The sequence below is a fragment of the Metabacillus indicus genome (assembly GCF_046603695.1).
In the GTDB taxonomy this organism is placed as follows: Bacteria; Bacillota; Bacilli; order Bacillales; family Bacillaceae; genus Bacillus_P; species Bacillus_P indicus.
On sequence record NZ_CP176757.1, the window covers coordinates 819,961 to 836,077 of the forward strand.

The 16,117-nt window shown below is 37.1% G+C and carries 19 protein-coding genes; 17 read left to right on the plus strand and 2 right to left on the minus strand.

What is annotated here, in order from left to right:
* The first annotated feature begins 41 nt into the window (after positions 1 to 41).
* The 17 genes from ACK1LH_RS04185 to ACK1LH_RS04265 all read left to right on the plus strand — a co-directional run bounded on the left by ACK1LH_RS04185 (position 42) and on the right by ACK1LH_RS04265 (position 13,818).
* Positions 42 to 965: an FkbM family methyltransferase gene (locus ACK1LH_RS04185; protein WP_411334574.1), complete on the plus strand. Its 924-nt coding sequence runs from the start codon at positions 42 to 44 to the stop codon at positions 963 to 965.
* Positions 966 to 1,121: 156 nt separating this feature from the next.
* Positions 1,122 to 1,601: a hypothetical protein gene (locus tag ACK1LH_RS04190; protein WP_411334575.1), complete on the plus strand. Its 480-nt coding sequence runs from the start codon at positions 1,122 to 1,124 to the stop codon at positions 1,599 to 1,601.
* Between the two features lie 74 nt (positions 1,602 to 1,675).
* Positions 1,676 to 2,404, plus strand: a complete 729-nt coding sequence (locus ACK1LH_RS04195) for a Cof-type HAD-IIB family hydrolase (protein WP_029283635.1) — start codon at positions 1,676 to 1,678, stop codon at positions 2,402 to 2,404.
* Between the two features lie 148 nt (positions 2,405 to 2,552).
* On the plus strand, positions 2,553 to 4,049 hold the full coding sequence (locus ACK1LH_RS04200) for a coproporphyrinogen III oxidase (protein WP_411334576.1): 1,497 nt from the start codon (positions 2,553 to 2,555) through the stop codon (positions 4,047 to 4,049).
* A 319-nt stretch (positions 4,050 to 4,368) separates the two neighbouring features.
* Entirely contained in the window at positions 4,369 to 4,857 is a 489-nt protein-coding gene (locus ACK1LH_RS04205) for a hypothetical protein (protein ID WP_411334577.1), read from the plus strand.
* A gap of 750 nt (positions 4,858 to 5,607) precedes the next feature.
* Positions 5,608 to 6,102: a DUF2716 domain-containing protein gene (locus ACK1LH_RS04210; protein WP_411334578.1), complete on the plus strand. Its 495-nt coding sequence runs from the start codon at positions 5,608 to 5,610 to the stop codon at positions 6,100 to 6,102.
* A 93-nt stretch (positions 6,103 to 6,195) separates the two neighbouring features.
* Complete coding sequence (locus ACK1LH_RS04215; RefSeq protein ID WP_411334579.1) at positions 6,196 to 6,765, plus strand: hypothetical protein; 570 nt, start codon at positions 6,196 to 6,198, stop codon at positions 6,763 to 6,765.
* Positions 6,766 to 6,901: 136 nt separating this feature from the next.
* Positions 6,902 to 7,318 carry a DUF2283 domain-containing protein gene (locus tag ACK1LH_RS04220; protein ID WP_411334580.1) on the plus strand — a complete coding sequence of 139 codons (417 nt, stop codon included), beginning with the start codon at positions 6,902 to 6,904 and terminating at the stop codon, positions 7,316 to 7,318.
* Positions 7,319 to 7,551: 233 nt separating this feature from the next.
* The gene (locus ACK1LH_RS04225; RefSeq protein WP_411334581.1) at positions 7,552 to 7,809 is read left to right on the plus strand and encodes a hypothetical protein; all 258 of its coding nucleotides are present in this window, start codon (positions 7,552 to 7,554) and stop codon (positions 7,807 to 7,809) included.
* Positions 7,810 to 8,336: 527 nt separating this feature from the next.
* Positions 8,337 to 9,155: an SMI1/KNR4 family protein gene (locus ACK1LH_RS04230; RefSeq protein ID WP_411334582.1), complete on the plus strand. Its 819-nt coding sequence runs from the start codon at positions 8,337 to 8,339 to the stop codon at positions 9,153 to 9,155.
* A 375-nt stretch (positions 9,156 to 9,530) separates the two neighbouring features.
* Entirely contained in the window at positions 9,531 to 10,406 is an 876-nt protein-coding gene (locus ACK1LH_RS04235; protein WP_411334583.1) for an SMI1/KNR4 family protein, read from the plus strand.
* 101 nt (positions 10,407 to 10,507) lie between these two features.
* Entirely contained in the window at positions 10,508 to 10,978 is a 471-nt protein-coding gene (locus ACK1LH_RS04240; RefSeq protein WP_411334584.1) for a hypothetical protein, read from the plus strand.
* A 111-nt stretch (positions 10,979 to 11,089) separates the two neighbouring features.
* Complete coding sequence (locus tag ACK1LH_RS04245) at positions 11,090 to 11,437, plus strand: hypothetical protein (protein WP_411334585.1); 348 nt, start codon at positions 11,090 to 11,092, stop codon at positions 11,435 to 11,437.
* Positions 11,438 to 11,548: 111 nt separating this feature from the next.
* A complete protein-coding gene (locus ACK1LH_RS04250) occupies positions 11,549 to 11,992 on the plus strand; it encodes a hypothetical protein (RefSeq protein WP_411334586.1) in 444 nt (147 codons plus the stop codon).
* Positions 11,993 to 12,135: 143 nt separating this feature from the next.
* Positions 12,136 to 12,582, plus strand: coding sequence for a hypothetical protein (locus ACK1LH_RS04255; RefSeq protein ID WP_411334587.1), 447 nt, complete (start codon positions 12,136 to 12,138; stop codon positions 12,580 to 12,582).
* 89 nt (positions 12,583 to 12,671) lie between these two features.
* On the plus strand, positions 12,672 to 12,962 hold the full coding sequence (locus tag ACK1LH_RS04260) for a hypothetical protein (RefSeq protein WP_411334588.1): 291 nt from the start codon (positions 12,672 to 12,674) through the stop codon (positions 12,960 to 12,962).
* A gap of 439 nt (positions 12,963 to 13,401) precedes the next feature.
* Entirely contained in the window at positions 13,402 to 13,818 is a 417-nt protein-coding gene (locus tag ACK1LH_RS04265) for a hypothetical protein (protein ID WP_051865195.1), read from the plus strand.
* Positions 13,819 to 14,052: 234 nt separating this feature from the next.
* Here ACK1LH_RS04265 and ACK1LH_RS04270 read toward each other — a convergent pair whose 3' ends face one another.
* Both ACK1LH_RS04270 and ACK1LH_RS04275 read right to left on the minus strand, forming a co-directional pair.
* Positions 14,053 to 15,324: an FtsW/RodA/SpoVE family cell cycle protein gene (locus tag ACK1LH_RS04270; RefSeq protein WP_411334589.1), complete on the minus strand. Its 1,272-nt coding sequence runs from the start codon at positions 15,322 to 15,324 to the stop codon at positions 14,053 to 14,055.
* Entirely contained in the window at positions 15,315 to 15,659 is a 345-nt protein-coding gene (locus tag ACK1LH_RS04275; RefSeq protein ID WP_282035372.1) for a PadR family transcriptional regulator, read from the minus strand. The genes ACK1LH_RS04270 and ACK1LH_RS04275 overlap by 10 nt, the downstream gene beginning before the upstream one ends.
* Positions 15,660 to 16,117: the final 458 nt, after the last annotated feature.

The following is a 16,117-nucleotide window of genomic DNA, read 5'->3' on the forward strand; positions in this document are numbered from 1 at the left end:
TAATAAGAAATACGTAAGAATGCTGAAAAAGGAGGCTCATCATGATAAACAAAGCAGCAGTCCGCAAACCGTTTCTGATGAAAATGTGGGAGCATTACCCGAAGCTCTGGAAAGGGCTGATTGATGCAGGAATCCTGCTGAAATACAAAACGCTTGATATCAGGAAGCTTCCTGATAAAGTGGTCATGCCTTCGTCGACCGTCCTGTACGTGGATGCAAAGGAAAACCGCGGGAGGGCCCTGCTGATCAGCGGCGGCGTTACGCAAAAAAGACTTCTGTCTTTCTGGGAAGATGCCGTAACAAACCTGCAGCCGGATACCGTCATAGACATTGGCGTCAATTACGGAGAATGCATCTTTTCCGTTCCTTATCCAAAGCATGCCAAGATTTACGGGATAGAAGCAAACCGGAATTTGCTTACATATATCCACAAGTCGCGGGATGCTCACCCCAATTCATCGCAGATCAGGATCATTCATGCATTTGCTTCTGATAAAGACGGAGAAGAAAAGGAATTTTTCGTTGACAACCATTGGTCAGGCACTTCTTCCGCGTCCTATAAACCATCGCATAGTATGATTGACCAGGTGTCAGTAAAGGCCATGACAGTCGATTCGCTGTTTAAAAATGACTTAAAAGACAAGACGGTTCTCTTTAAAATTGACGTAGAAGGGTACGAAGCGTTTGTTCTGAAAGGCATGAAGCACCTTTTTGAAGAAAGCCGGTGTGTTCTCGGGTTTATCGAGTTCAACAGTGAATACTTCGGGAAATCAGGCGTGGACGTGAAGGAGTTTTTCGCCTATTTGAACCGGTATTTTACAATCTACGTCTATCAGGATAATGATACTTTAGTAAAAATGAAGAATCTCACAATCGATGACTTGTACAGCATGTTTGATTCCCGGTATGTTCATACAGATCTATTGCTTGCAACCAATGAAGAGCTGGCAGATTCCCTTGTTTAAAAGAGGGGGCTGCATACAGCTCTTTTCATTTTTTGAGAAGGGATTTCGGGTTATGTTTAGAAATAATAAAGAACCATTATTTTTATTTTTATAAGCAGGCGTCTCTAGGTCAATTACATCGTTTTGAATGACTAACTAAAGAAAGAAGGGAAAGAGATGAAAGGGGATTTCTTTTCAAACTATGAAAAATTCATTATCGTGCCGCTGGAAGAACAAAATGCAAAGCAGGAATTCACTCCTTCCGACTATCCGTCTCATTATATTCTAACCCTGTCGCTCTATGATGCGCTTATTGAAAACTGGAATGAAGCTGCCAAATTTGAAATAGAAATTAAAGCCGGTCTTGAGAAGGTATTGGAAGAGTTCAACCGGAAGCATGGAGATCATTATCATCTGCAGGTGCTTGAGCTCGATACTGATAAACCATACTTTGTTCTCGCTTTTTCAAGCAAAATGAAAATCGAGAGCGAAGAAGCAGACAGCAGAATTGCCTATGTGCTTGAAATTCTATTATCCAATCATCTTTATGTGGGCCAAAGCTGGTACAGGCTGATCGGCGACAAAGGAAGAATCAAGCGCCAGCTGTTCAGCTACTCGTTTAAAGAATACTATGTCATGGAATCAGCAGGCGTATAGGACCATTCTTTTGGTGAATCCTCATGGACATGATATTATGTAGTGAGCTGAAAAGGTATAGGAGGATTCACAAAATGGATATTAAATTAATCGCACTGGACATGGACGGCACCCTTCTGAATGAGAAAAAAGAGATTTCAGAAGCAAACCGCAGTGCTATAAAAGCAGCAGAAGAAAAAGGGCTGCACGTCGTGATCAGCACCGGAAGAAGCATGGCGACACTAAGAGACCTTGCTAAATCTCTAAGTCTGAAATCATACCTTGTTACTGTAAACGGAAGCGAAATCTGGGATGAGCACGGTGAACTTGTTCACAGAAGCATTGTGGAAAACGATGCGATCACATGGATGTATGATCTTTCCAAAACACACAAAACCGGATACTGGGCAACAAGCACAGAGCGGGTTTTCTTTAATGAGATGCCAGAAGATCTGACTGCCTACCAGTGGCTGAAGTTCGGCTTTGAGATTGAAGACGACAAAGCCCGCGAGACCATCCTGAAAGAACTTCAGAACAGAGGAGAGTTTGAAATCACAAATTCAAGCCTGACAAATCTCGAAGTCAACACGATGGGCGTGAACAAAGCGCGCGGCATTGAAAAAGTGTGCGGCCTTCTCGGCATCACAATGGAAAATGTCATGGCATGCGGAGACAGCATGAATGACATGGCCATGATTAAAGAGGCGGGACTTGGCATCGCCATGGGCAATGCACAGGATACCGTCAAAGAGGCTGCCGACTGGGTAACACTGTCGAATGATGAAGACGGAGTCGCTGAAGCGATTAAAAAATATGTGCTTTAAAAATGGACAGACGGTTTAGCGGCCGTCTGTTTTTCTTTGTTAAGAATCTGATCAAGGCGCTTGCGCTTTTGTTAATAAAATTGACCGCACGCGTCATGTTTTGTACACTAAAAGGAGTTTTGAATCCAATAAAGATAAGGTGAGAGTCTTGCGTTTTTATATAAATGGCATAGAAGATGAACGTCTTCACCGGCCGCTGCAGTTAATATCAAACTTGTTTTACGAAGAAACCGAGCTGTTTTTTAAAGAGGAAGAAGCCGATATCCGTATTGGCTACGAAGTGGAACAGAAAAACGGAAGCGTTTCTGTAAAAGGCGTGCTTTCAGGCCAGGACGGATACAACGGGGAAGCCCGGCATGAAAAAGAACTGTCCGGACAGCTGACGGAAAAAGAGATTTTCAAACAAATCAAGCATACCCTCGTATACGTGCATCTGAATCTTCTTCAGGATTACACAGGAATCATTCAGCAATGGGGAATTCTGACTGGAATCAGGCCGACGAAGCTGCTTCACAAAAAGCTGCGCGAAGGCATGTCCAAAGAAGAAGCACACCGCATGCTGAAAGAAGAATATTTAATTTCGGATGAAAAGATCGCGCTCATGCAGAGGATTGTCGACAGACAGCTGAGTGTTGTTCCCGATCTCTACGACTTATCCAGGGAAGTCAGCATCTACATCGGCATTCCGTTCTGCCCGACGAAATGTGCCTACTGTACTTTTCCAGCCTACGCGATCAACGGAAGACAGGGTTCTGTTGATTCCTTCCTTGGCGGACTGCACTATGAAATCCGCGAAATGGGCAGATGGCTGAAGGAAAAGGGTATTAAAATCACGACCGTCTATTACGGAGGCGGCACTCCGACAAGCATTACGGCAGAAGAAATGGACATGCTCTATGAAGAAATGTACGCGGCATTCCCCGGTGTCGAAAACATTCGGGAGCTGACCGTTGAAGCAGGCCGTCCGGATACGATAACAGAAGAAAAGCTGGATGTGCTCAACAAATGGAACATCAGCCGCATCAGCATCAATCCCCAGTCCTACATTGATGAAACGCTGAAAGCGATCGGGCGCCATCATACCGTTCAGGAAACGATTGATAAGTTCCATTTGGCAAGAAAAATGGGCATGGACAATATCAACATGGATCTGATTATCGGACTTCCTGGTGAAGGAGTGAAGGAATTTGATTACACTCTTTCAGAAACCGAAAAGCTTATGCCCGAATCACTGACGGTTCACACGCTTTCTTTTAAACGGGCCTCAGAAATGACGCGCAACAAACAAAGGTACAAAGTGGCTGACCGCGAAGAAATCGAAGAAATGATGAACCGCGCTGTGCAGTGGACAGATGCTCACGGCTATACGCCATATTACTTGTACCGCCAGAAAAATATCCTGGGCAACCTCGAAAACGTCGGATATTCGCTCGAAGGCCAGGACAGCATCTACAACATCATGATTATGGAAGAACAGCAGACCATTATCGGAATCGGCTGCGGTGCTGCGAGCAAATTCATCCACCCTGAAACAGGTAAAATCACGCAATTTGCAAATCCGAAAGATCCGAAGTCCTACAATGACAGCTTCAAGCATTACACAGAAGAAAAAATCAGGCTTCTTGAAGAAATGTTTCAGGCGTAAAGCTTTCCCTTTTTGGGGGAGCTTTTTTTATTTTGATGATAGGGTAGCTGTTTTATGATGCTTCAAGTACGTTCAAAAAAGTGGAGTGGAGCGGAGAAAACTTGACCCCTTGTCCAGCTGCAGCGCTCAGGCTCCCCGCCCTCCCCGAGGTAATCTTGTTTTCCGAGCGGAAGGAAACGGTCATCAGCATCAAAATACCATAACAAAAACCGCTTTTCCGAATAAAAAAGGTACAAGTATCCCAAAAATTTTCTGCTCATCCTCCTAACATTAGACATCTCCTGCTTGAATAGCTTTAAGGAGTGAGAGGAGGCAGGAGATGATTAAACGATTGGGCGGATGTCTGCTGTTGTTTGCGTTTATGCTTGCCGGCTGTTCAGCTGATCCTGTTCAGGAAGAATTGCTTGCATATGTAAATGATGTGCTTCCTGAGGTGACCGAAAAAGAAGTGGCTGCCATAACAGCGTATGACGGGGTCTCAGGAGACAACTACACAAGTGATGAAGTCATGTACTCCGTGATGGTGGAAGAAGTATCACCTGTTTACAATTCCTTCATCGCCGACTTGGAAGCGGTAGAAATTGAATCAAAAGAGCTGAAAAAGCTTCATGAACACTATATCGAAGCAGCCAATATTCAGCACGCAGGATTTATCCTGATCATCGCGGGCCTTGAACAGCAGGATCGCGGCAAAATCATTGAAGCAAACGAAAAACTTGCAGCTGCACGGAAAATGCTCAGAGAATACACCGCAGACCTCGAGGCACTTGCTGAAAAACATGATGTTACGCTTGAAGAAGAGTATTAAAGAAAGCCCCGTGTGTTTTTAACGGGTTCGGTCCAGAGATGCTAAACAGAAAATCGCAATGTAATCCGCACACCATTTAACAGTTCAAATGGTGTGCTTTTTCACTTATATAATTAAAACAGGATATTGGACAATTGTGATAAAATGGAAATATCAGTTATTCCGTTAAAGGGCAGTTTAACGGAATAAGGAATTTTCAAAAATGTAATTATCTGAATAGTGAAACTTAAAGCTTGAGTCTTCGTATATACATCAATGATGTTCCATTTAGGGAGGAAGGGCAGGAAAACAAATGAAAATTATTTCTGGAGTATTTTTGATACTGTTGGGAGCAATTTTAGTAAGTATAAAGTTCGATGTTCTGGGATTCACCACAAATATATTCATAAATTTTCTTGGTTTCGTAAGTATGTTGTTTGGTGTAAATAAAATCGTAAAAAAAGAAACCGCCTTATGAGTTTAAATATGAAAAAGCAAATTTTAATTTACATTATTTTATCTATTTGTATATGGGCATCTAGAGTATTAATTGATTACCAAGAAAATCAAACTTGGCTTTGGAAAGAAAACTTAGCAGAATCTTTTATATTAGCTCTAATTATTACAATAATACAAAGGCTATTTTTTTCAAAAGTTAAATAATGTTTTTGGGGAATTTTTGTATTATTCAAGAATTGGGGGCGATTGCAGAAAATTGCTTTCTATTTTTAAGTTGGAGCTTAGAGGAAATACAGAGCAAGGAGTACTAATATGAGTAACTGGTTCGAGTTATCGAGTAAGGAAGACAAAGAATTATATAAAAAGATATACAAAAAACTCAAATTTAAACCCAGTACGGTTGAGTTCCCTTCCTTTGTGGTTCCGAGCCCATTCATCAGCTATGATCTATCGCATTGTCTTGTAGATATGAGTCAATTTGAATCTCTGAATAGTGATCTTAAAAATAAAACACTTCATAATCTCAAAGAAGTAACAAAAAAAGATGAATTCATTTATGGATTTGATTGGAACCACGCTAGTTATTGGGTAAATCCACATTTAGATTTTCCGAAGACTGAATGTAATGAGTGGTTAGTGCCTGTATTTCCTGATGGGGATTACTACTTCTTTCTGCAAGAAAATTTAGATTGGGGAATTCTAGGTCATCCCTGGGAAAAATCTATAACTATCTTTGGCACAGACCTCCTAAAAGCATTTAAAAATGTTAGTCCATCTTTGTTTTGGAAGGTATTAAGGAAAGGGTAGCCGGTGGTATACTTTTATTCAGCAATCGGGGGCAATTGCTAAATAACGAATTGTAAAGGTTCAAAAGGATTAAATCCTTAAGGAGGCTTAAAGTTGAAAAAAGAATATTTTGTGCAATATTCAGACCAAAGTATTATTAATAGTTTTGACTTTCCAAAAGATATCTTTGTATCTATCTCTATAGGGATTAGAGACATCACAAATGATTTTATCATTTCCTTAGTTCAAAAAATGTTCAGTTTACCTGTTTTTTTTGTTTTAGAATCAATGATCTTTGGATATGAAAAAGAGACTTTAATTGAAAATAATATTCCTTTTTATGAGTTTTCGTCAGATGGGGCTATTATCAATGTTGATTCTGGAGAGAAATTGGATCTTGTAAGTAAATTAACAGAAGAATTAGTTAGTAATGGGCTAAGTGTATTTATTTTTCACGGGAAAGGTATTGTGGAGCAGGATTTAATTCCCTCAAGAAAATGGCAATGGAATAAACCTACAGTATTCTTTAAAAATGTTGATATATATAAAGTCGAAACATTTGTCGATGTGGAAGAGGTTGGATTTACATTATTCAGTAAGAATAGTCTTTTTAACTCGCCTGGAAAAATCCCAAACTATATATCCAGTGATTACTCACTTGATATTAATAGCAGCGATATCTAACGTTCTCTAAGTTGAGAACGTTATTCAACAATCGGGGGCAATACATCATTATTATTGCTAACTGGGAGTTGTACAAGAAAGAGATATAATACTGGCATAGAACGAGAACAAGAATAGGCTTTGGAGGATTGATCTTATGAACTACATAGTAAATCAGGTTACATATGATAAGGATGCAGAGATGGGCTATATTTACTTTAGTGAACCGTCTAAACATACAATTACTTATACGGAAGAACTTCCAGAAAACGATGATATAATGATAGATTTTGGAGAAGAAGTTCCGATTGTCGGAATAGAGTTAGAAGGAGAAACTGCAAGGAAAATTGGACTTATTGCTGATAAAGCACACATTTTTAAAAAGGAAGTTTCTCCTGATGGAAAGACTTATTATTCTTTTAGACTGAATGATGAAATAACAAGAAAGTCTATTTCTCATCCTGATGTTAAATCAATAGTGTTTCACTTTTCGGATACTAACTGTGAAGATTTTATAGGCATAGACATTTTTGATTTAATGTCTTATTCGGAACAGTACCTTATTGGTAAATAAATTGTTCTTCTTAAACTAACTGGTGCGTTAGTTTGAGAAGAACTGTGAGTTGAGCAACTTTAGGAATGAGGCCATATTGCAGTTATTCTATTTAAGGGGGCGATTGCAGCAAAGCGGATTGCTTTTTTGGGAAGCAATGGGCAGCTTAATGGAATAACTGATTAGAATAAGTTTATGATTTTATAGGAAGTCAGCTTTGACTAAATATAATTCTCATATGGTGGTGTAAAGGGTTGAGTACAATAATTCAAGCAATTATAGGTTCTGTAATTGTTCATTTGATATATTTTCTAATCACGTTTGTAATAGGATATATAAAGACTAAAAGATATGTCCCAGATATAGATAGTGCGTGGGAGAGTGTTAATGAACTTGCAAACGAAGTAGAGTTTGGAAGAACAGTCTCACCGGTATTTGTTTTGGGGTCTTTCGTGGGGGTATCGGTAATTTGTGGCTTAATAATTTTTGTATTGAAACAAGCTCTTATCTAACTGAACTAAAATGAACCACTCTGTTCGATTATAGGGGGCGTTAATCCAAGAAGGATTGACGCTTTTTTTGGCGAAATTTAGTGGAATAGCTTACTGAAGGAGCAATGAATAAATAATGAAAAAACAATTAGTCGCGACACTACTATTACTAGGTTGTTTAGTGTATTTGATTTTTGCCCTATTCCAAAGTGAACTATACCTTCCCCACTTCTCTATAGAGGCAGTGAACCCCATTAGTTTGGACTGGAATAGCATCAACATTGATACTAAGTTTCAAGATGGAGAGCCTGGATCAGTCTATCGTATTTGGTTAACGCCCATATACGGAATTGTATGTTTGTCTTTAGTATTAATTGCTTTATCATTTAGAAGGAAAAATACATAGTTATCAATCTTCCGCAATAGGGGGAGATTTCAGCAAAGTGGATCGCCTTTTCTTATCGAGAAAATGTACGGGTCTGTGAAATACAAATTTTCTTTTATTAATTGTTTAATGACAATAAGTAAATTATCGGGGTGATGATACAGTGGACTTGTTGTGGGCTGAAGAGTTTGATGAATTCTATAAAGGTGACATAAAAAAAGAAATGATTGAAAAAGTACAAAAAGTGTTAAAAATTGAATTGCCAAGTTCGTACATTAAGCTTATGACAAAAAGAAATGGCTTTATTCTAAAAAAGAAATATTTCCACACTTCAATTCCAAATGGAGGTGCTAATAATTATGTTCATATTAATTACATATACGGAGTCGGTGAGGAACCGGGTCTATTAGATAACATTTACTTGAAAAAGGAATGGGGGATTTCTAGTAAAGGTCTAATTATTTTATCTGCTGATCCTCCAATGTTTATTTGTTTAGATTATAGAAATAAAAATAATCCATCCGTTATTTTCATAGATATTGATATCAACCAGGAGATAAATCTAGCTAGCACTTTTGAGGAATTCATATGTGGATTAGAAGAATATATTGAAGAAGAGCAACTGATATACACTGAAGAATTCTCCAAACAGCAAATACAGGATTACTATCTTAAAATCGATCAACTATTATCAAAAGGCAAGCCGAGAGAAATTGATCATTTACTAACTGAAATACTCTCAACTAATAATGATTTAATTAGACATCTTGTTGAAAAAATGAGACAACATCCTGACGGTAAAGTACATAAAGTTTTGCTGTTGTTTTTACTATCCTGTGCTCAAGGTGACAACAAAGGGATATTAAAAGACGAATATTTATATGAAATATTAGTAGAACTTAAAAATAGTAAGAACAGAGAAGCTAAGGAGTTGGCCTTATTTAGCTTGCAGGAATTAAACAAGAGAATTAGTTTTAATTAATATGCAGCGTATCAAGGTACTTGAAGTATAATGTTCCCTTACGAGATCCATACACAGTTCGGTTTATGCGAATAGACATTTATAACCTTTAAGGTTTTAGGAGTACATTTAAATAGAAACGATTTTAAAAAGGGATAATATATTCTTATTCCGTTATCGGGGGCGATTGCAGCACAAGGTAATCGCCTTTTCTTATTGAGGAATTGGGCAGGATTGTTGAATAAGAAGTTAACCCTCTGATTATTGAATAAATAGAGGATAATAACCGAAAGTTTCTGAGCATGTTAATCCTATATAGAAAATTATATTGCTACTAAAATATAGTTAAATTGGAAACACAAATATTTCTTATAATATTATCATTGAGGAGAAGAGATGAAGAAAGTAATAAACATGATTAATCCAAGTTCAAAAGTGGCTGGAGTGTCATTAGTTGAATTAAAAAAAACAGAAAAAGCACTTGGTGCTATTTTTCCAAATGAATACAAGGAACTTTTTTTAGAAACAAATGGAGCAAAATTTGGCGATTGGACGTTGTTCCCTATTCAAACTAATGAACAAACGGCATTAACAATTGATATAGTTAGACAAAATAAGAACAGACCCCAAAATCTACCGAGTGATATGGTTTGTATTGGTGAAAAAATGAGTGGTGACAAACTTTGCTATCGAATTAGGAAAAGATTTATGCAGGAACTAATATATACTTGGAATGACAAAACTGGGCTAGGCAAATATGCGTCTTTGACATTAAGTGAATTTATTGATATGCATGTGCCGAAAGTGAATACAAATAAGCCTAATAAACTTGGCACTTTTATGGTTGAAAGTGGAAAGCTAATTGTTACTGACCCCTACTATAAAGTGGATGAAGAAACTGAGTTGCAAATCGTACTATTAAATGTGAAAAATGGTAAATGGACAGCTTCGATTTCTTATACTCATGATGAAGTTGTTAAACACTTATTTGTATTTTATGGGGAAAAGAAACCAAGTGGAAAATGGCATGTTTGCGATAAACAAATTGGAGTTGACTCAGCACAAGCAGGAATTTTTGATTTTGAAACATTTGGTAAGGACGAAGCCATTCAATTTGATAAGGTTGTTGCATCAGATGCATTAGGGGGAGTTGTCTCAGATGGTGCGGTTTCAATGTCTGGTTATGGTGACGGAATGTACGAAGTGAAATTAAAATATAACGTTTCTAAAGAGGTTGTTGGAGTGATGATTGACTTTAGTGAAGAGGGATAGTTACTCAACAATCGGGGGCGATTGCTAAAAAAGTGCCACCTCTTCTTATTTAAAGAGCAGGATTTTGGAATAAGGGTTCATCTGAAATTGGAGTGAGAATAGTGAAGTTTCGAGGGAAAAAACGTTATTTTCGTGAATTAGAAATTAGAGGATCTGGAGATCAGTATAACTTGGATTTTAGTAACGATGGGTGGTTTGACTTGTGGCATACTCACCTTGATTTTTTTGGAGTAGGAAATATTAGACCAAAGTTTAGAAAACAGCACGTAAATGCACATTTAGCTTTATATAATAATTTAATAAAAGAACTGGACACTTTAGAAAAACCATACCAATCTTGGATTGAGTTTGATGAAAAAGACGCTTCTTTAGATGCAGTCTATATTCACACTCCAAATCCCAATGAAGATAACTTTCCATTAGAAATTACAGACTTTACACTAGACTCTTCTATTCCTGATTATTTAAGTGACTTAATAAATCCGGAAGAATTTAATGTGGGATATTATAAGGGCAGTTCTGACGGCAGCTACATTGTGCAGTATAAAAATAAAGGTATTCTTTTTAAATAGTTCTTTATTAAAGGGGGCGATTGCACATATTGTGATTGCCCCCTTTATCAAAGATTATGACAGGATGTTAAATAAACTTATAGTCAAATATACAAATAAAGGGGTTCTTAAATGGGTTGGAATTGTAATGAGACGAGCATAAACATTCCATATACAGTTGGAAACTTAAAGACATTATTGGATACCCTTTGTAATAAAGAAAACAGCTTTTCGCACTATGATTTTGTTAATTGGTGCGATAACTTAACAATGGTATTTGATAACGACGAAGGTATTGAGTTAGATGAGAATGTTTCAATGGCTATTGAAATAGCAAGAGATATAGAATGTCAATGGGATTTGTTTTTAGTAAATACATATTCATTAGAAGAATTGCAAAAATTAGACCTTTCAAAAGTAAAGCTACCTTACCAGTGGTTTAAAGATTGGTTAAAGCAGTTAAACGAAAAGCAAAAGTGAAATCCTTATTAAGCTATCGGGGGCATTTGCTGAATAAGGTATTAGGTTTTTAAAACGAGCAGAATAGTTAAAAAGCATTTTCTAATGCTAACCAATCTAGGGAGGGTAAATATGGGAGGCTCTTGGGAAGGTTTTTTAAATGTAATCGGTTTGAATAAGGATATTAGACAAAAAGCTGATTTAAGGGTATTGATAAAATTCCCATTAGCAGAGCCGAAAACAGACTTGTTACTATCCTTAATTGACTACATAACAGGTATTTATGGATCGGAAAAATGCACTATTCTTTGGTGGTACGAACCAAGCTGCATTAATGGTAAAAACATAAGTAATCCTTATACAAGAATCATTAGCAAATATGATTTGAAATATTTACAGGGTTTATGGGAAAGAACTGCTGGAGATTATATATTATTTTTGCCTGAAGAATTCAATAGTAAAATCGATACTAATGATGAAGAGGATTTTATTGGAGTATGTTTAACCAAATACTCTAATTTGCTATTAAAAACTCCTGATGCAAACGAAGTATTGTATTTACGTCTAAATGAATAATTCAGCTAAAGGGGGCCATTGCAGCAAAGTGGATCGCCTCTTCTTATTGAGGAATTGGTCAGTATAGTGAAAAAAAAGAATTGTTGAGTAAAGCATCGATTAGATGGAATAGAAAGTGATCGTAATTGGGGGGGATATTAATTATGGAACAAATAAAGGTTGGTTCTTGGTTAATTGAAATTGATTTTATAAAGACAAAAGAATTCTATCAAAAGTTTCATTTAATCACTGAAGACTGTGGCTGTGATTATTGTTCTAATTACGTATTAGCTTGTGATTCCTTCCCGAAAAATATTATGAACACCTTTAATTTGCTTGGTATTGATCCACGTAAAGAGGGCGAGATCTATGAACTTATTGATAACGATGATGGAACACATCTGTATGCAGGCTTTTATCATATTGTTGGCAGAATAATCGATGGTCCAGATTTATTGAAACCATCTGAGGAGACTGAAGATTTCCCAACTCTAGGTCGTTATGATATGGAGATAGGGTTCAACAAAGATTTAGCATTAGTCCCAAGTTCGTTTCCCAAGCCAGTAATTCAGTTTCAATTTGAAATGAATGTTCCGTGGTTGTTAAGCTAACGGGGCAGGTTAGTTTAGGACATCTAACATAAAAAAGGCAATCACTATCATACTATAACCGGGATAATTAACTAAGTAGGAGATTTTATATGGGGATTGCTAAATTGAAGAAAAATTTCAGGGTATATGTAATGCTCTTTTATGTATCTGTAATGGGGACACTTTATTTATACAGTAGAGACTATGGTAATGATTTTTTGCTTCAACCAAGGGTTATTATATCAATACTTTCTTATTTAATTATTTATTATTTCGGCATTCTAAAGGAAAAGAAATGGGCAAAAAATTTAGTTAAGATTTCTGTCTGGCTTCACATCATTGCACTAATTGTTTTTCTATTGGTAAATATAATTATTATGCTAACGGGGGCGTTTATCTAAGAAGGATTGACGCTTTTTGTGGCGAAATTTAGTGGATTAGCTTATTAAAGGAGCAATGAATAAATAATGAAAAAACAATTAGTCGCGGCACTACTATTACTAGGTTGTTTAGTGTATTTGATTTTTACCCTATTCCAAAGTGAACTATACCTTCCCCACTTCTCTATAGAGGCAGTGAACCCCATTAGCTTGGACTGGAATAGCATCAACATTGATACTAAGTTTCAAGATGGAGAGCCTGAATCAGTCTACCGTATTTGGTTAACGCCCATATACGGAGTTGTATGTTTGTCTTTAGTATTAATTGCTTTTTCATTTAGAAGGAAGAACACATAGTTATCAATCTTCCGCAATCGCGGACAATTGTTGCACAAGTTAATGGTCTCTCTAATAGAAATTTTGTAGGTATTTTAACAAAGGTAGATAGAAGGTGATGAATTTGAACCTCTTAAAAGAGTACTTAGATGAATTTTGGGCGAATGTTATTGATGAGATGAAAATAAATATTTTTGACCGCACGATTGTATTTACAACCAGAGCAATCGATGGTGGTATGGTTACAAATCACAAGATAATCTTCGAACAAGTATCATCGTTTTACTTTCTTGAAAACACCGGTGATGATAGATACAAACTTTTTGAACGAGGTGAGGAAAGTTATTTAGAATTAACATCTATTGATTTTCACCCGAAAGGCATAGGGCTAATTTCAATTGATTCAAAAACAGACGATTGGGTAAAACAATATATTTCGAATGCTAACTTTACCATAGAAATTTGGAACTCAATGTTATTTGTTGAAACTAAGAGAGTAGTAATAAACAACAGATCTTTTGATGTAGGCTTTCCACAATAGGATTACAATCCTTATTCAACAATCGGGGGCGTTAATTCAAAAAGAATAAACTCATTTTTCAATGAATTTATTAAAAAATGGAGCAGGTTCGTGGAAGAAAGACGGTTTGATTATAAAGAATTTGACACTATTTTTATTATATATAAAGTAGTCCATTAAAAAATCTCAGACTGGCAAAAGCCTGAGATTTTTAATAATGGCCTCTTGCGGCATTGAATCCGTTATGATTGGCATCTAATTACTTTGCGGATCATGAATCAAGGAAACTGTCTCTTTAGCTTTTCGCCTTCTATATATGCTTAGAATCAGTCCTGCTGATATCATTTCCAGCAATAAATGTGAACCTCCATAACTCATGAATGGGACGGAAACACCGGTGAGTGGAGATAAACCGAGATTCGTCAGCAGGCTTAGTATAAACTGAGCTGAAAAGACTGCTGTTAATCCTGTAATAAGCAATTTTCCATAAGGTGAATTCACACTTTTGGCGGTAATCGATATTCTCCAAATGAAAAATATGACCAGGGTTATAGCGGTAATTGCGGCTAACCACCCGAATGAATAGATGATGTACGCCAAGATAAAATCTGTATGGACCTCAGAAATGAAACTTGGGGTCACCTGAAGGGCACGTCCTATAAAATAAGCCTCACCTATTTTAAGATCTGAATAGGAGCTTACCATTGGGGATATCTGAGACAGAGACAGCAGATTCCAGATGGGCCAAATAGAAGCAACAACTGCGAATGTTATCGTTTGCTTAAGGCTGGACCTTGACGTAAGCATGATTGCAGCGCATACAATGATGCTTATAATAGTAGCTGCGAAGGCTCCTGTAGTCGCCATAAATGAGAGTGGTATTGACATAATACCTATTCCAAGCCAAGTCTTTCGATTGTCATTCCAATCCCAGGAATGAAAGATTCCAGCAAAGGCAATGACCAAAAGGAATGGAGTTATTTCGGTGAAATTTATAGTGGCAAAGCCTACATTTAAAAATGGCACATTATCAACTCTAACACCAATGAGAACGGTCAATAAAAGTATGAGGATTGTTGCCGCATAGAAGTGCTTGGTGTATTTCATCAATCTTCTGTAATCAAACATAAAGATGCTTAGCATGAGCACGACACCAAACAAGTAGAAGCCAAGACTTTTATTGAAAACTTTCAGTTCTTGAAGCTCTGTAAAAGCCGAATGGAATTGCAAATAATACATAACCAGCAGCCCAAATAGAGAAACTGTCAGCACTGGCAGCAAGATTTTCACATCCATTGGGGCTTTATGTGTTTTGTTAAGCTGCTTTCCCAAAACTTCTGCATCTCCCATACGTTCCAATGCTTGGTCTATAGCCTCCTCTTCTGAAAGTCCTGTACTCATGGCCTCCTCTTTAAGCGTATGAAGGTGATCGTTAATTTCTAGTTTTATATGTGCATGTACATCCTTATTTTTTATCCTTTTACACAGCTCTCTAATATACATTTCAAACTTAGTATCTAGTCCCATGCGATTTTCTCCCCACCTAAAACTTCGTCAACAGCATTCTTGAAAACGGACCACTCTTCTTTTTTTTCTTGAATCAATTCTTTGCCCTGGTTATTAATCTTGTAATATTTCCTCTTTCTTTTTCCGGTCCCTTCGCCCCAGTAAGATACAATTAACTCTTTTTCCTCAAGGCTGTGAAGGATGGGATAAATCGTGCCTTCCTTAAAACTAAAAATCCCATTAGACTTCGATTCCAGTTCTTTAATAATTTCATAGCCGTACATAGGTTTAGAATTAAGCAAACTTAAAATAAGAGTAGTGGTACTACCTTTTAACAATTCTTTGCTTATCTTCATAAACAGTCCTCCTTCTAAATACATAGTAAATCTATGTATAGTTATTCTATGTATAACTTATGGTATAAATGAATTCCTGTCAATATACCTTTAAAGAAAAACGTCATGATTTATATAACAAAGATTTCTTAAATAATTGCGCTCAGGCTCCTCTTGCAGAACAAAATCCCTCAAAAAGTCAAACCCGGACTTTTCGAGTGATTTCTTATCTGACTGCCGGAGCAAAACGGGCGCTTCCGCTTTTCTAGGGGATGAAGAGGGCACTGAAGATATCCCGCAAGCGAAGCGAGGAAGCTTCAGGCACTCCCCGCGGAAAGCAAGTTCCTGGAGCGAAAGGGAACGGGTACGAATTGCATTTTCAAATAGTAAGGAAAAATGACAATCAAAAAAAACCGCATTTCAGAAGATGAGTTTCCCAAAACTTACGAATCCATTGAAGGAATTTTCAGAAAAGAGAG

What these genes read in the sequence shown, in the direction of transcription:
- ACK1LH_RS04205 (WP_411334577.1), top strand. Translation starts at nt 4,369, where the DNA reads ATGATTAAACGATTGGGCGGATGTCTGCTGTTGTTTGCGTTTATGCTT.
- ACK1LH_RS04185 (WP_411334574.1), top strand. Translation starts at nt 42, where the DNA reads ATGATAAACAAAGCAGCAGTCCGCAAACCGTTTCTGATGAAAATGTGG.
- ACK1LH_RS04250 (WP_411334586.1), top strand. Translation starts at nt 11,549, where the DNA reads ATGGGAGGCTCTTGGGAAGGTTTTTTAAATGTAATCGGTTTGAATAAG.
- ACK1LH_RS04270 (WP_411334589.1), bottom strand. Translation starts at nt 15,324, where the DNA reads ATGGGACTAGATACTAAGTTTGAAATGTATATTAGAGAGCTGTGTAAA.
- ACK1LH_RS04210 (WP_411334578.1), top strand. Translation starts at nt 5,608, where the DNA reads ATGAGTAACTGGTTCGAGTTATCGAGTAAGGAAGACAAAGAATTATAT.
- ACK1LH_RS04235 (WP_411334583.1), top strand. Translation starts at nt 9,531, where the DNA reads ATGAAGAAAGTAATAAACATGATTAATCCAAGTTCAAAAGTGGCTGGA.
- ACK1LH_RS04260 (WP_411334588.1), top strand. Translation starts at nt 12,672, where the DNA reads ATGGGGATTGCTAAATTGAAGAAAAATTTCAGGGTATATGTAATGCTC.
- ACK1LH_RS04195 (WP_029283635.1), top strand. Translation starts at nt 1,676, where the DNA reads ATGGATATTAAATTAATCGCACTGGACATGGACGGCACCCTTCTGAAT.
- ACK1LH_RS04255 (WP_411334587.1), top strand. Translation starts at nt 12,136, where the DNA reads ATGGAACAAATAAAGGTTGGTTCTTGGTTAATTGAAATTGATTTTATA.
- ACK1LH_RS04220 (WP_411334580.1), top strand. Translation starts at nt 6,902, where the DNA reads ATGAACTACATAGTAAATCAGGTTACATATGATAAGGATGCAGAGATG.
- ACK1LH_RS04275 (WP_282035372.1), bottom strand. Translation starts at nt 15,659, where the DNA reads ATGAAGATAAGCAAAGAATTGTTAAAAGGTAGTACCACTACTCTTATT.
- ACK1LH_RS04190 (WP_411334575.1), top strand. Translation starts at nt 1,122, where the DNA reads ATGAAAGGGGATTTCTTTTCAAACTATGAAAAATTCATTATCGTGCCG.
- ACK1LH_RS04245 (WP_411334585.1), top strand. Translation starts at nt 11,090, where the DNA reads ATGGGTTGGAATTGTAATGAGACGAGCATAAACATTCCATATACAGTT.